This window comes from Alkalibacillus almallahensis, from assembly GCF_011761495.1.
Taxonomy (GTDB): Bacteria; Bacillota; Bacilli; order Bacillales; family Alkalibacillaceae; genus Alkalibacillus; species Alkalibacillus almallahensis.
This window is the reverse complement of sequence record NZ_JAASRU010000009.1, coordinates 1-14,172: the sequence shown is the minus strand read 5'-3', so window position 1 is coordinate 14,172 and position 14,172 is coordinate 1. Positions and strand designations below refer to the sequence as shown.

Annotated in this window: 11 protein-coding genes and 1 pseudogene; 4 read left to right on the top strand and 8 right to left on the bottom strand. The window is 39.7% G+C overall.

The window, feature by feature from the left end; translation table 11 throughout:
• Window positions 1-37 precede the first annotated feature (37 nt).
• The 4 genes from FHR85_RS08980 (at window position 38) to FHR85_RS08965 (ending at window position 5,339) form a co-directional block, all read left to right on the top strand.
• On the top strand, window positions 38-1,288 hold the full coding sequence (locus FHR85_RS08980) for an exo-beta-N-acetylmuramidase NamZ family protein (protein ID WP_167262552.1): 1,251 nt from the start codon (window positions 38-40) through the stop codon (window positions 1,286-1,288).
• Between the two features lie 431 nt (window positions 1,289-1,719).
• Window positions 1,720-3,468 (top strand): thiamine pyrophosphate-binding protein, encoded by a 1,749-nt coding sequence (locus FHR85_RS08975; protein WP_167262551.1) that lies wholly within the window; start codon window positions 1,720-1,722, stop codon window positions 3,466-3,468.
• A 3-nt stretch (window positions 3,469-3,471) separates the two neighbouring features.
• Window positions 3,472-4,392: a bile acid:sodium symporter family protein gene (locus tag FHR85_RS08970; RefSeq protein ID WP_167262550.1), complete on the top strand. Its 921-nt coding sequence runs from the start codon at window positions 3,472-3,474 to the stop codon at window positions 4,390-4,392.
• Entirely contained in the window at window positions 4,389-5,339 is a 951-nt protein-coding gene (locus tag FHR85_RS08965; RefSeq protein WP_167262549.1) for an SDR family oxidoreductase, read from the top strand. Before FHR85_RS08970 ends, FHR85_RS08965 begins: the two co-directional genes overlap by 4 nt.
• Window positions 5,340-5,370: 31 nt before the next feature.
• On the opposite strand, the gene FHR85_RS08960 is transcribed toward FHR85_RS08965, so the two are convergent.
• From FHR85_RS08960 to FHR85_RS14300, 8 genes and pseudogenes are all read right to left on the bottom strand, one after another.
• On the bottom strand, window positions 5,371-6,126 hold the full coding sequence (locus tag FHR85_RS08960; RefSeq protein ID WP_167262548.1) for an HIRAN domain-containing protein: 756 nt from the start codon (window positions 6,124-6,126) through the stop codon (window positions 5,371-5,373).
• Window positions 6,119-7,006 carry a HipA domain-containing protein gene (locus FHR85_RS08955; RefSeq protein ID WP_167262547.1) on the bottom strand — a complete coding sequence of 296 codons (888 nt, stop codon included), beginning with the start codon at window positions 7,004-7,006 and terminating at the stop codon, window positions 6,119-6,121. Before FHR85_RS08955 ends, FHR85_RS08960 begins: the two co-directional genes overlap by 8 nt.
• Window positions 7,007-7,146: 140 nt before the next feature.
• The gene (locus tag FHR85_RS08950) at window positions 7,147-8,088 is read right to left on the bottom strand and encodes a nucleoside hydrolase (protein ID WP_167262546.1); all 942 of its coding nucleotides are present in this window, start codon (window positions 8,086-8,088) and stop codon (window positions 7,147-7,149) included.
• Between the two features lie 12 nt (window positions 8,089-8,100).
• Complete coding sequence (locus FHR85_RS08945) at window positions 8,101-9,204, bottom strand: NAD(P)/FAD-dependent oxidoreductase (protein ID WP_167262545.1); 1,104 nt, start codon at window positions 9,202-9,204, stop codon at window positions 8,101-8,103.
• Window positions 9,205-9,225: 21 nt separating this feature from the next.
• Window positions 9,226-10,131, bottom strand: a complete 906-nt coding sequence (locus FHR85_RS08940) for a DMT family transporter (RefSeq protein WP_167262544.1) — start codon at window positions 10,129-10,131, stop codon at window positions 9,226-9,228.
• 419 nt (window positions 10,132-10,550) lie between these two features.
• Complete coding sequence (locus FHR85_RS08935; protein WP_167262543.1) at window positions 10,551-12,050, bottom strand: SWIM zinc finger family protein; 1,500 nt, start codon at window positions 12,048-12,050, stop codon at window positions 10,551-10,553.
• 82 nt (window positions 12,051-12,132) lie between these two features.
• Window positions 12,133-13,890 (bottom strand): tetratricopeptide repeat protein, encoded by a 1,758-nt coding sequence (locus tag FHR85_RS14565; protein ID WP_167262542.1) that lies wholly within the window; start codon window positions 13,888-13,890, stop codon window positions 12,133-12,135.
• 30 nt (window positions 13,891-13,920) lie between these two features.
• Window positions 13,921-13,986, bottom strand: a pseudogene (locus tag FHR85_RS14300) (SEC-C metal-binding domain-containing protein); the annotation flags it as partial.
• Window positions 13,987-14,172 lie beyond the last annotated feature (186 nt).

Genomic DNA, 14,172 nt, shown 5'->3' with positions numbered 1-14,172 from the left:
TATTTCATTTTAAAAAAGGTTTGAGGAGGAATTTTTCATGAGAAAGTGGATCATCGGGTTAATGGCTTTTGCGTTAACATTCGCAACCGTTACCGTTATAACGGCTGACCCAGGCAATGGTAATGGACAAGCTAAAGGCCACGCCAAACAATTCGAACTAGGTGTTGAACAATTATTAGATGAGGAAAAAGATTTAATCGAAGGAGAAAATGTTGGTTTAATCACCAATCCAACAGGTGTTGATTCTGAGCTTAACAGTATTGTCGATACACTACACAATGATCCTGATGTAAACTTAACAGCCCTATACGGACCAGAGCACGGTGTTCGTGGTAGTGCCCAAGCAGGCGAATATGTTGAATATTACATTGATGAGAAAACAGGTCTTCCTGTTTACAGTCTTTACGGTGAGACGAGAAAACCAACGCCTGAAATGTTAGAAGACGTTGATACGTTACTATTTGATATTCAAGACGTTGGAACACGCTTCTACACTTATATTTACACGATGGCTAACGCGATGGAAGCTGCGGCAGAAAATGATATTGAATTCGTCGTTTTAGACCGTCCTAACCCAATTAATGGACAAGATGTCGCAGGCCCAGTCTTGGATGAAGAATTTTCTTCATTCGTTGGCGAATATGAAATTCCATTACGCCACGGCATGACAGTTGGTGAACTAGCGAAACTATTTAATAACGAATTTGATATTAATGCTGACTTAGAAGTCGTAGAAATGGATAGTTGGAAACGTTATATGTATTACGATGATACGAACCTAGACTTTGTCGCACCATCACCAAACATGCCAACTACTGATACAACAGTCGTTTATCCAGGTGCCGCATTAATCGAAGGGACAAACGTATCTGAAGGCCGCGGCACAACTAAACCGTTTGAGTTAATTGGCGCTCCATTTATTGATTCAAGTGAATTAGCCGCACACTTAAACGAACAAGATTTACCTGGAGTAACATTTAGAGCAGCATCCTTTACGCCAATGTTCTCAAAACATGCGGGTGACTTATCACACGGCATTGAAATTCATGTAACAGATCAAACTGAGTATAAATCAATTAAAACAGGTTTGCATATTGTAAAAGCGATTCATGATTTATACCCAGAAGGCTTCTCATTCCGTTCTGATGGATTCTTTGATAACTTGATCGGTAACGGTTGGGTACAAGAGTCTATTGAAAACGGTGAATCAGTCGATGCGATTATCGATCAATGGCAAGATGATCTAGATGATTTTAAAGAAGTTCGTGAACAATATTTAATCTATTAAGTAAACCTATTTATATGCTGAACAACCCCCTTTAGTTCAACAATATAAAGTTTCTATTGAGAAAACGATCTCGAGGTGACTCGAGGTCGTTTTTTCTTTAGTTATGATCACTTTGACAAAGCCCGTTGTTGATATTGTGATCCGCTTTCGGTGGACGCTTTCCGCGGGCACGGCTCGAGCCTCCTCGGAAGAAAAGCACTTCCTGCGGGGTCTCGAGACTCGTGCTGTTCCCGCAGGAGTCGCCACCTTCGCTCCTCACAAATCAACAACTCAGTGCTTATTCAATAGAAAATCAAAATTAAACTATAGAAGAGTAATTACTAAAACCCCGCTCAAATTTATCAAACTTTTCTGAATAAATACTATCTCAAAACATATTATTTCGTTATAATAGAATTAATTCAAATTGAAGATTTTTAGGGAGTGTTCTTATGGCAGAATTAACTGGTGGCGAAGTTGTCGCTAAAATGCTCAGTCAGGAAAATGTTGAAACCGTTTTCGGAATTATTGACGGGACCTATTTCGGATTTTATTCAAATTTAGAACCGAATGGCATTCAATTGATCACCCCTCGTCATGAGACGAGCGCTGCCCATATGGCGGGCGCTTATGCACGTTCTTCTGGAAAGCTTGGCGTCTGTATGGCAAGTAACGGCCCAGGCGTTGCCAATATTTTGCCGGGACTAGTCGTTGAGCAAGGCGAAGGCAATCGTGTCCTTGTCATCACCAGTGCAAGACGGACAGGCATTATGTATCCTGATCGTGGCGGGACGTATCAATGTTTCGATCAAACTGGAACCATTAAACAAATCGCAAAATGGAGTGAAGCTGTGCCATCGTTCGATCGGATTCCAGAGCTTATGCGAACAGCTTTACGCGAGTGTTACAACGGGCGCCCAGGTGTCGTTCATTTAGATATTCCTGAAAATATCTTGAACTCATCCTTTAAATCAACCCTTAATCTACAAGAACCACATCAATATCGACTCACCGAGAATCCTTCACCTTCAGATAACCAAATTAAGCAAGCAGCCAACTTATTAACCGAAGCGAAATTTCCAATTATTCATGCAGGAAGTGGCGTCATACACGCTCAAGCCTATGACGCTTTAGAAACTGTCGCGAAACAACTACAAGCCATGGTAACAACAAGCTGGGCTGGTCGCGGGGCTGTGCGTGAAAGTAGTCCACTGACGATGCCGATGACCCATATCGAAACGAACAACCAAATTCGCAATGAAGCGGATCTCGTTTTAGTATTAGGATCTCGTGTTGGTGAAACGGATTGGTGGGGTAAAGCGCCTTATTGGAACCCTGATCAGACCGTGATTCAAGTCGACCTTGCCCCTTCTACTATTGGTCGAAATAAACCAGTTGATCTCGGCATTCAAGCAGACATTAATATTTTTCTAGAAAAGCTATCAGATACTTTACAAGATTATATTCCAAAAGCGACACTCAAACGACGTCAGTCAACGATTAAGAAATATGTCCAAGCACGTAAGAAATATCGCAAAAAATTAAACGAAAAACTAGAAGAACTTGATGCACCCATGAATCCAGCTCATGTATCGGCAATGGCTCAAGATGTCTTCTCTAGACAAGTACCTGTCGTGGCAGACGGTGGTAATACGACAATTTGGGCGAATTTCTTCACATCCATTGAAAAACCAGGCGGCATCTTCTCAACTTTTAAATTCGGCATGCTCGGAGCTGGTGTCGCTCAGGCCTTAGGTGTTGCTGCGGCCAAACCGGACGAGCCGGTTTTATGTGTGATTGGTGACGGCGCGATGGGCTTTCATCCACAAGAAATCGAGACAGCGGTTCGTAACAATTTAAATGTGATTTACTTAGTCGTCTGTGATAAACAGTGGGGGATGGTGAAAATCAATCAAAATATTGCCCTCAGACCGGTTAAAACACTGGTCAAAAAATCGCTCGATGACCATGAAAATATTAATTCTGATTTAGGTGAAATCGCGTTTGATCAAATGGCCCAAAGCATGGGTGCACATGGCGAACGAGTGTCAGATCCTCGGTCGTTGCGCGAAGCTCTTAAACGAGCCAAACAACTGAATCAATGTACCGTGATTCACTGTGATGTCGACCCTGTTAAACATATGTGGGCACCTGGATTGAAGTATTTTAAAGATATGCATGACGAGCCAAAGGGGAAATAAAACATGGGCATAGATGAGATCCAACTGAATTTCAATGAATCAACGTTATTCTTAATGAATGTTTTAATTGGATTCATCATGTTCGGCGTGGCACTCGATTTAACGGTTCACGATTTTAAACGGACATTAAAATCACCAAAACCTTTTATTATCGGATTAACGGCACAATTTATTCTATTGCCAGCATTTACCTTTCTACTTGTCTTATTATTACAACCGAGGCCAAGTATTGCGCTGGGCATGTTCTTAGTGGCTGCCTGTCCAGGAGGGAATCTATCAAATTTCCTCGCCCACCTCAGTAAAGGGCGAACGACATTATCAATTAGTATGTCCGCGGTCTCTACGCTTTTCGCGATCATTATGACCCCACTTAATACGTTAATGTGGGGATCATTTTACGGGCCGACCAATGATTTACTGAGGTCATTCATGATTAGCCCGACCGACTTAATCACCACAATTGTGATCTTACTTGGAATCCCGCTAACACTAGGGATGCTCGTGAATAAACGATTTCCTGATTGGTCCAAGAAAGCGAGTAAATGGATGAAGCGCTTCTCGATCGGCTTTTTCATATTATTCGTGATTGGCGCCTTAGCCAATAATTTCGAATACTTTATCGATTATGTCGGTATGGTCGTGTTTGCGGTGTTCTTACACAACTTACTTGCGATTATCATCGGTTACAGTTCTGCGCGGTCATTTGGTTTACCTGAACGAGACCGACGTGCGATTGCGATTGAAATCGGCATCCAAAACTCTGGGCTCGGGTTAATTTTAGTCTTTAACTTTTTCGGAGGACTTGGTGGTATGGCGATCGTCGCCGCTTGGTGGTCAATCTGGCACATTATCGCAGGGTTAACGATTGCGAGTTTCTGGTCACGAAGGCCGCCTGTAGCAGAAAGTGAGGGTCACGCCGCATGAACATTTTGATTACTGGAGCAATGGGCTATTTAGGTAGTCAAATCGTGACACGTTTAATGACAGAGCGTGATGACTGCCATGTGATTGCGACAGATATTAAGTTAGAGCCTGATTTTGAGTTGAATGATTCGGTCACTTACGAACAAGTCGACGTTCGCTCTTCAGAAATGCAACAGTTATTCGATCGTTATCACGTCGATACGGTGATCCATTTAGCGACGATCGTCACACCAGGCAAAAAAAGTGACCGCTCATTCGAATATTCCGTAGACGTCGAAGGCACACGGAATGTCATCGAAGCTTGTGTCGAAACAAATGTACGGCGACTGATTGTATCATCAAGTGGGGCTGCGTATGGCTATCATGCGGACAATGCGAATTGGATCACTGAAGATGAACCGATTCGAGGAAACAAGGCCTTCGCTTACGCCTATCACAAACGACTCGTCGAAGACATGCTCGCCGACTACCGTGAATCGAATCCAGAGTTAGAACAAATCATTTTTCGGATTGGGACCATCCTTGGCGAGAACGTCGATAATCAGATTACCGACCTTTTCAAAAAACCTTACGTACTAGGCGTGAAAGGTTCAAAAAGTCCATTTGTATTTATTTGGGATCAAGATGTCGTATCCTGCTTTATTCGAGCTATTGATTCGGATCAAATCGGGATTTATAATATTGCCGGTGATGGTGCATTGACCATTGACGAAATCGCAGATCAATTAGGAAAAAACGTCATCCGCCTCCCCGCTTCACTCTTAAAATTTGGATTAACTGGACTCAAAAAATTACGCCTAACACAATACGGCCCAGAACAACTCGACTTCTTGCGCTACCGCCCTGTGTTAGATAATACGAAACTAAAACAGGATTTTGGATTCGTGCCTAGTTATACATCGGCGCAGGTTTTTCAAGAGTTTGTGGTACATCGAAATCAAAAATGACCACGTGCAATTTGTCTGCACGTGGTCATTTTTAAGCTATATTTTCAATTATTAAATCATTGAATTGATCATAATCGTGATTATTTAGATGGATTGTCGCTTTAAATGTGACCTGGATCCACCATTGTGAAGCATAATTAGGACGAGTATTCTTTACTATTATTGAAATATTTTCATTGTTCTTAATTAAAGCATATATTGCCTGTGCATATATTCCCGGAACATAACCTAAGAAGATACCTGTTTCATGATAAATACCAACAGCAAAACGGTCATATTCATTATCTTCCTCTAATTTCGCTGTTAAAGAATCACCAATGTGAATATGTTCCGGCCAATTTTCAGGTAAAGCAGAATTGTGTCGCATACCGTTTATATAAAAGTTTGATGTTAACGTATTTTCATTCAGTCGTAAAGGCTCTTCGAATGAATAAGGATCGCCTGATAAAACACCTCTAGTTGCCTGCAATAAATCCATACGGTCAGCATTCGAATTCAAAGACAATTCTTCTAAGATATTCACATACCCTATCCGATTTTCATCTGGAATACGTCGGTTGAATGTTGAAAAGAGTGATGTTGACTGATAAGTTTTTGTTAATTCTGGAAAAGCTGGATGAAGACGATATCCTTGTTCAAGTGCTGCATACACATTTCTCGGTGATTCACTCTTAAAACTGTACTCAAAAACATACCGATTGCCATCATAATTAAGTGTTCCTACATGATAATAAAGATTTGTCTTAAAATCCTTCCAAATAACTAATAGCGATTTAACCTTATTCATTGTAAGCCTCCTCTCTAAAAATACTTTTCATTTTATCTAATCGAAATTGAATTAGCTTAGTAATAAATTCTTTTCTATCCTTTGATAACAATGGAAAATCATTTATAAACTTTTCAAATTTAGCAACATCTAAAGTGTCAGTCTTATAAAAAAATTTTTCACATTCCTCAGGAAAATTTCTAGCAAAAAACTTTAAAGCTTTTTTAGCTTGAATTCTAGGAGTTTCTCGATTGTCCAATCCAATTTTAACTTTAGATTTATTAAAAAATTGATTCATTTTAGTGTGATCATTAACCATATTAATAATTGCAGATTCTGTTAATTGCCACCCTAAAGAAGCACCATTATCATATAAAGGTCCAAAACAAGGTTCTCCTTCTATATATAGAATTTGCCAATTATGACCGTGACGATCTTGATTAGCTATTAATATATCAAATAAGTTCATAAAGATATAACTTTCTAAGGTTTGATGATATAGTTTAAAGTCTTCAAACAACAAGAATAATTCTCTAATTAATTCGTCATTTTTTAAGTCACTGGACTTGAGATTATCGTAGACTTCACCAAATTGAGCACTTAATAAAGAAGCGGCTGTCTCTCCGTGTTCAGCACCCCATTCTACCCTGAAGTGTTTCATAAGACATGCTCTTCTTCCATTAAAATAAACAATCTCAGCGTCAACTGTTGGAAGTCCAATTAATTTGGCCAGTTCTGCGGCAATCACTTCATTTACATCTTCCCAATTAGTCCGATTCCCATCAAAGTTTCTAGGAAACTTAATGACGAACTGTTTATCATCTGGAGATAGCAACTCGTATTTTTCCAAGGTACTATTCTCACCAAAATTAGTAACGGACCAATTAGAAATATCTCTCATAAATAAATACCTCATTATAAAGTCATACATGTCATTACACTAAGTATAAACTCATTAACTAATTTTGTCATGGTAAAACCTCTTCATAAAACATAAATAAAACTCATGAAGCATTTTAACTCCATAAGTTCTATTGAAAATTAACCTCTTAAATACTCAAAAAACAACTCCACAAATCGTTCGCGTTCAACATCATATAACACGTGAACATTCGGCTCATGATCGGTATTCCGTAAGTGGTCTACTACCGTTGCACCAGCCGTTTCATTTCCGCAAGTCTCGACCGTTACGTAATAGTCATCACCTTCAAATAACGTTGGATCAATCACATAGGCCATCGCACATAAGTCATGTAAGCGCAACACATCACCATGGTAACTTTCTAGGAATGGTGAATCCCCTTGGGCATCCATATAATGTGCAAGCATACCGTGTAATTTATCGGTTAAAGGCGTGCCAATCTCTTTCATGGCAGCGACTTCTGACTGGGTTAAGTAGGCTTTATGCGTAACATCCAAACCACTCATAATAATCGGAAGGCCACTTTGCATGACCACTTCAGCCGCTTCAGGATCGACATATATATTAAATTCTGCTTGTGGTGTCACATTACCACCTAAAACAGCGCCACCCATAATCGAGATCTGCTTAATTTTATGTTTTAATTCAGGATGAGCGAGTAACAGTGCCCCAACATTTGTCATCGGACCTGTCGCAACAATCGTCACAGGTTCATCCGCTTCACGTAAGACATTGACCATCGCTTGAATGGCTGGCTGTTCACTTTCTTTTAACGTTGACTCAGGAAAAGTCACACCTCCAAGGCCAGATTCACCATGGATGTCGCCTGCGATCATTAAATCACGGATAAAAGGCTTTTCGGAACCGCGCGTGATTTCGATATTATGGTCTAAATAGCTCACGAACCTCAGCGCATTGGTGACCACTTTTTCTTGTGTCTGGTTACCTGCACTTGTCGTAATTAATTTCACATCAATATCTTCGTGACGTAAACCTAATAACAACATCATCACGTCATCGATACCTGGATCACAATCAATAATAACTGGTTTTTTTGCCATGAAATCACCTCATTAAGTTTGTCTAAGTGGATCTAAATGATCAATCGTTTGATCTATTTTGGTTCCTGTTGCTAATTGAGCTGCTAACTTCCCAATATACGGGCCAATCGTTAAGCCTGAAGGGCCAAGTCCTGTTGCGACCGTTAAATTTGAAAAAGCATTAACCCTGCCTAATAACGGCTTCCCATCAGGCCCCATCGGACGAAAACCAATCCGCACGTCTTCTAAAGTTGCTTCGACTAAGTCAGGTGCGACAGCCAATCCTTCATGTAACACATCATGCACGCCGCCAGCTGTTAATCGATAGTCAAAACCACTATCCGCTTCACGCGTAGCGCCCATGACGACACGACCGGCTTCAAATGCCAGCATATAATGACTAGATTGTGGTAACACAACAGGCCAATCAGCCGTTTCTTCAATTAACGTTAAATGCGCGATTTGCCCGCGCTGTGGTTCGAGTAGCAACTCAAGCCCGAGTGGTTTTAGCAAGTCATTCGTCCAAGCACCTGTCGCGACGATGATTTCATCCGCTTCAATACGCTCTTCATTTATGTAAGCAACCACGTGATCCCCACTCACCTCTAATGATACGCTACCTTCCAAATATTGACCACCACAATTTTGAAATGCTTGCAATAATGCCCGGTTCAATTTTGCACCATCAACACGGGCACCACCTGACACATAAACCGCTTTCACATCATCTGCTAAAGGAGGAAACATCGCCTGCGCTTCCTGATTCGATAACGTTTTTACATCACCAACAAACGATGTCTCTTCTCGTTTCGTCACCGCTTCTTGATAAAGTTCCTGCAACGTGGCTTCATCTTCAGCTAGCGCCAAAGCTCCGCACAATCGATAGCCCGTGTCATCAGCTCCGTCATTTCTTAACGACTCAACTAACTCAGGATAACGAATCGCACTCGCTCGTGCTAACGCATATAAATCAGGATCTTTACGCGCACTAACCCAAGGGCAGACAATCCCTGCTCCAGCATAGGTTGCCTGCCCTTCCATTTGGGAGTCAACTAACGTAACATCTTGACCTTGTTTCATTAGTTCATAAGCTGCTGAAGCACCAAGAATCCCGCCACCAACTACTAGATAAGACATTAACGTATCACCTCAATCTCATTAAACGACTTTACCTCGCCGTCTTTTCAGTAAATATTCTAATGCCCCCGTACCAAAGAAAATACCTATTAAAATCAGAACAAATCCAACCACATGCTCTACCATAATGACATCACCTAAAAAGAACGCCGAACCAATCATAGCAAATAGCACATTCAAGTTCGTGAAAATAGCCGATTCAGCAGGCCCCACCTTTTTAATCGCTAAATTGTAGGTCATATGACCAAATGCTGTCGCACAAATGGCACTAAATAAGAAAACACCGCCAATATGCCAATCAAATACGCTCGTTATTTCACTAACATTAGCACCCAATAACTGACTTAATCCAAATATAAAAAACGATCCAAATACCATCATATAACCCGTAATTAAGCGAGGATCGAATTCAGCTTTTAGCTTACTAATCAATACAAAACTAAAACCTTGCACGACAACGCCAAGAAAGACTAGCACATCACCATATGATATCGAACCAAGTCCACCATCACCCGTTAGCGTTGTGAGCGCAACCCCTGAAAATCCGAGCAAGAAACCAGTCATGCGTAATTTATTAACCTTTTGTTTAAGAAAAATGACAGACATCAAGACCGTCACAAGCGGAACCAATCCTAAGATGAGCGACGCATTCACACCTGAGGTTCCTTCCAAACCAGTCGCGATAAACGCATGGTGCAAAACAACGTTAAAAGCACCGATGTAAGCCATCACGGCCCATTCTGATTTTCTTGGAAAACGAAAAATCCCAAGCACCATACAAATAATTAACACCGCAACACCTGCAGTGAACACACGGAAACTATTTAATAAAAGTGGGTCAACCGCATCGACCAATACTTTCAATGCAGATACGTTCATCCCCCACATCAACATGACTAAAAATAATAAACTATAAATTTTCCACATAAGCCGTCACCTTTTAATTATGATTCTACCACTTTACAAAAATTCGTGACTAGAATCAATAGAAGAAGCTTGGAAATTTTGTTTTCGCTGTATGTTGCCACGTTTTCGCTGTATCAAGTTGCTTTTTCGCTGTATAAACGATAAAAACCGCTGTATAATAGCCGAATTTCGACGTATCAAGCTCAATTTTCGCTGTATGTCACATTGTTTAATGTTCTTATTCGAATTTCAACTCCATGTTCTATCCCAATCAGTTATAATACAAATAGTCATATATTACTATAGGGTGATCGTAGAAACTTTGTATAAAATCTAACAAACATTCAACCTCATATCTTTACTCGGCTTAGCTCATCTAAAAATGCTGGTCGGCGATAATATTCACGCTCTAACTTCTCTATAATAGGTAAAGTTTCGTTTTAACCACAAATCTTTTGCATATGGTTAATCGTCTCACAGACACGCTGGTATGCTTTACGATCAGATGCCATATCCGCTTCTTGATTAATTAATGTTTCAAAGAGTGTGCGAACTTCTTCAGGGTAGACATCCTTTAAATATGATGCATAATTTCTAATACTATTAGGATAATCCTGACAATAAGCCAATAAATAATCATATCGTTGCTCTTTTAATAAAAATTGCGCGTAATTCTCACCTCGAAAACGATGCGCTTCATAGTCTATTAATGAATTTACGACAAGTGTCCACTCATCATCCGGGTACAGCTTGCGCAAGTAATCATAGTAAGTCATTCCGAACTCACACAACAAATTCTTTGCTAATTGACGTTGTTGCTCTGTAAAGCCAAGCACCTCATAATGACGATATAAAATGTCATACCAGTCGTCTTTTACCACTTGGGCTGTTTCGATTAAATCAATCACCCAATCACTGTCTCCCTCACTTTCTGCTTTTGAAATCGCTCGTTCACGTATATCAGGAATATCTAAATAGTGGTTTAAAAATGAATTTAAATCAGTATCTCCAAGTTCCCACTTCATATCGTATTCAAAGACAATCACGTGACGATTAAGACCTTCTCTAGATGAGGCAATATGTTGTAATGCTGCTTCAATCTTCTCACGCACTTCACTCATAACACCGTAAATCATCACACCACGTAGCATTTCAACCGGCCACTTCGGCCATTCTCTAAATCTTTCATGCTGAGTAGCTTCTATGACTTGATCAACGATGACAAGATAATCTTCTCTATCTAAGTAAATAATTGCTTGACGCATCGCTTTATTTAACATTCTAATAGCTTGATCAATTTCAGAGCCAAACAGTCCGCTTGAATCATCTGTTTCATCTATATAATCAACTAACTCTTCAATGACAACAAATGTTAAATCAACTGTTTTAATTATATCCTTATCTCGCCAGGCTTCTTCAGCTTGTTCTAACACGTAACTAGCTCCTAACGTCGCGTCAAATGTTTTATGCCATGGAATAAAACCACCATAATCCGCATCTTCAAGTGCTTCTGAAACTAAGCGTCTCGCCCAAATCATATGATCCTCGCTACTGTCTGAAAGGAAAAATCGAATATGGGATTCTAAATTTTCATGTGATGACGTAAGTGATCCTAACAAATCCACTAATTGTTCCTTTGATGCACTTTTTAACAACTCGGTGATCGACTTTTCTTTGTCTCTATCAAGTAACTGAAACATAACTGCGACCTGGTGTCTGCACCAATCATCTTGATCTAATGGGCATGTGCACACGGCATTTGTTATAAACCCATTCTCATTCTTTAAGTTAACTTGATAACAAGCCGACTCCTCCACTGACGCGCAAACATTTTGACCTTGGAGTTCTAACGACGTCACAGCACCATTCTGGAATAAATCAAATCCACGATTAACTAGCTTTCGTTCAATATGTTTCTCGAAATCCTTTAGATGGATCATCATTCTTCCTCCATTCAAGCGAAGATCAATCACTATAATCAACAAGGCGAAACCTGTCCAAAATCAGATTCCGCCTTATTTATTAAATTAATGTTTCCGTAATTATCCCAATAAAATCTTCCCATAAATAACCGGATTCTCCAAAGTATCTTTCAATTTCATCATAGGCAGGGTCTAGCATATCATCAGAATACAATTGATCTTCATCGACAAAATAATCGAGTAATTTCGGGTTGTATTGATACGCCTTAAGAATCGATTGTTCCACTTCACTCACGGGAATACCATCATTCACAAAAATATAGTAAATTGCCCAATTAAGTGACCAAGACATCGAGGGCTCATCATATTCTGTTAACAATTTCTTTGCATCACTTAAACGGTTTAACGCAAGATAACATATAATCAATCGGTAACGTATCCCTTGATTGTCGTTCGGGTTTAAATCGAATAATAGCCATTCGTATAATTCAACTGCTTCGTCTAAGTCTTCCATATAATTATGAAAGTCACCTAGCGCCTCAATTGCTCGGAACCAAGGACGATTTTCGATAACAGCCCAAGGCATTTCATCATCATAAATCGCCTGCAAATCAATCTGTTCACGACCTAATGAAATTGCTTTTTCCATTAGATGATAAGTTTCTGAGACAAACTCACTCAGTTGAGCCTTCATGACAAGAGCATCAATATTGTTCGGGTCAAGTTGTAACGCATCATCAACAAGTTTTTCTTGTTCGTCTAAATCAAACGTGTCAAATGCATCATACATCTTAATCTGCGCCTTTTGCTGATCCGTTTTAGGCGTAAATGAATCATTAATATGATTATGAAGGTATTCATTTGCGTCATCCAAGCTATCAAACGGTTCATCTGCCATATTCTGATGCAATTCATAAAGCGCACGTTCAGCACCTGTACTTGGTTGCCCTTGTACCACTTGAGGCTGTTGGCTTGTCTCTTCTTCAACTACTTGATCCATGATAAAACTTTCTAACTGTTCCACCCTATTACTAACGGCTGATGCTGATACACCATATTCTTCGGCGATCTCTTTAAATGTAATTTGATTAATCCCAGTTGATTTGAACATCGGGTGATTTAAATAAATATAATCTAGGGCCGCCGCCATAACTTCGGTTTTCTTAAATGAAGGACGTTCGCGCTCGTAATAAAGCAACCATAAACTAACCAGCAACTCTTGTTCTTCATCATTTATTTTTTGAGACATAAATAGATGATCAAACGCCAGTTCTAACACCTTTATTGCGCGCGGGTCTTCGTTTAGCTCATTTATTGAACTTGGTTTTGAACCCATATTCCACCAATTTTGGAGGAAATCTAAATAACGCTCTTCAAATTGTTGCTTATTATTAGCTTCAGCCGAAAACTGATTATAAGCAAATTCAGAAAGTGGCAGGGCTACAGGCATTATTTGGTGATATACACCCCAGCGCATGAGAACCCCCATTAAAAATGGAGCACTTTGATCTTCATCAGTAATTATAGTATTACTACTGACCCAATATGTTTGACCTGTATACATATCACTTATTTCCAGCCGTTCTTCTGATGGTTGACTCTCTACCTGAAAAATACTCACATGGCCTTCCTTCCAACTTAAAACTGTTTCACGTGTTATCTCTCGACTAATCGAAGGTGCTAATCGATCAACAAATTGATTCATAACGTCCGAATCATAAATTGACCAATATAAAAATTTCATCATATGATCCATCGATTCCATATCCGATTTCGGTTCAGATGTATAAATTGCAAAGTGATCAACCATCTCAGTTACGAGTGATTGAAAGTATTGTTCTATTTCCTGAACAACCACTTGATTAGAAAATTCAACTAAATTAGTCTTTCAACAACATTTCTTATACTTTTTCCCACTTCCACAAGGACAAGGGTCATTTCGTCCAACTTTATCCGACATGATCATCACCTCTTTCTCCATTTTAGCAAAAGAATTGTTTATGAATAGTGATTTTAAAATTATTCGGGCAATTATTTTAAATAACACCTCGATTGTAAAATTAAGCGAGACACTATAAAAGGACATGTCATGATATACTCAACCCATAACCTACCAAAGTTAAGGAGAGTGTATCTGACA

Bases quoted from the DNA above. Each gene is read 5' to 3' on its own strand.
- FHR85_RS08980 (WP_167262552.1), top strand. From the start codon at position 38: ATGAGAAAGTGGATCATCGGGTTAATGGCTTTTGCGTTAACATTCGCA.
- FHR85_RS08975 (WP_167262551.1), top strand. From the start codon at position 1,720: ATGGCAGAATTAACTGGTGGCGAAGTTGTCGCTAAAATGCTCAGTCAG.
- FHR85_RS08970 (WP_167262550.1), top strand. From the start codon at position 3,472: ATGGGCATAGATGAGATCCAACTGAATTTCAATGAATCAACGTTATTC.
- FHR85_RS08965 (WP_167262549.1), top strand. From the start codon at position 4,389: ATGAACATTTTGATTACTGGAGCAATGGGCTATTTAGGTAGTCAAATC.
- FHR85_RS08960 (WP_167262548.1), bottom strand. From the start codon at position 6,126: ATGAATAAGGTTAAATCGCTATTAGTTATTTGGAAGGATTTTAAGACA.
- FHR85_RS08955 (WP_167262547.1), bottom strand. From the start codon at position 7,006: ATGAGAGATATTTCTAATTGGTCCGTTACTAATTTTGGTGAGAATAGT.
- FHR85_RS08950 (WP_167262546.1), bottom strand. From the start codon at position 8,088: ATGGCAAAAAAACCAGTTATTATTGATTGTGATCCAGGTATCGATGAC.
- FHR85_RS08945 (WP_167262545.1), bottom strand. From the start codon at position 9,204: ATGTCTTATCTAGTAGTTGGTGGCGGGATTCTTGGTGCTTCAGCAGCT.
- FHR85_RS08940 (WP_167262544.1), bottom strand. From the start codon at position 10,131: ATGTGGAAAATTTATAGTTTATTATTTTTAGTCATGTTGATGTGGGGG.
- FHR85_RS08935 (WP_167262543.1), bottom strand. From the start codon at position 12,050: ATGATCCATCTAAAGGATTTCGAGAAACATATTGAACGAAAGCTAGTT.